We start from the raw sequence: 386 nt of genomic DNA, 5'->3' as shown, positions 1-386 counted from the left end.
AGCCACCAGCGACGACATTCGCGGCGGCCGGTTCGGTGAGATCGAGCGCAACGCCCGCGAGGCTGTGGCACGCGCTAGGGCGTCGCTGGACTCGCGAGGTTGACCGTAAGCGGTGCACCAAGTCACCTTGCAATACGCCGATGAACATGGAGCTTTCGCGCCATGACATTGGAACATGCAGAGGGCGATGTGGTCGCCGAGGACTGCGGCGCCGCGGAGGCTGAAGATGGTGCAGCGATGCCCGGCCGCGCGCGGCAACGGAGGCTATGGAGTTGCGCGGAGAAGCGCGCGTTTGTCGACCTTGCGAGCGCGGCGGGGTCGTCGGTGACCGAGGTCGCGCAAGCGTTCGGCGTAGCTCCTTCGCAGATCTATACGTGGCGCAAGCA

1 protein-coding gene is annotated in these 386 nt (G+C 66.1%); it reads left to right on the top strand.

Translation table 11 applies throughout. The features are described 5' to 3' along the window. Positions 1-162: 162 nt before the first annotated feature. Positions 163-386 (top strand): transposase (locus EH240_RS37595; protein ID WP_148101209.1); only part of this gene is annotated, 224 nt, incomplete at its 3' end.

Origin of the sequence: Mesorhizobium tamadayense (assembly GCF_003863365.1) — a bacterium.
GTDB lineage: Bacteria > Pseudomonadota > Alphaproteobacteria > Rhizobiales > Rhizobiaceae > Mesorhizobium > Mesorhizobium tamadayense.
Note: the sequence above shows the minus strand (reverse complement) of the source record. Positions and strands in the feature narration are given on the sequence as shown.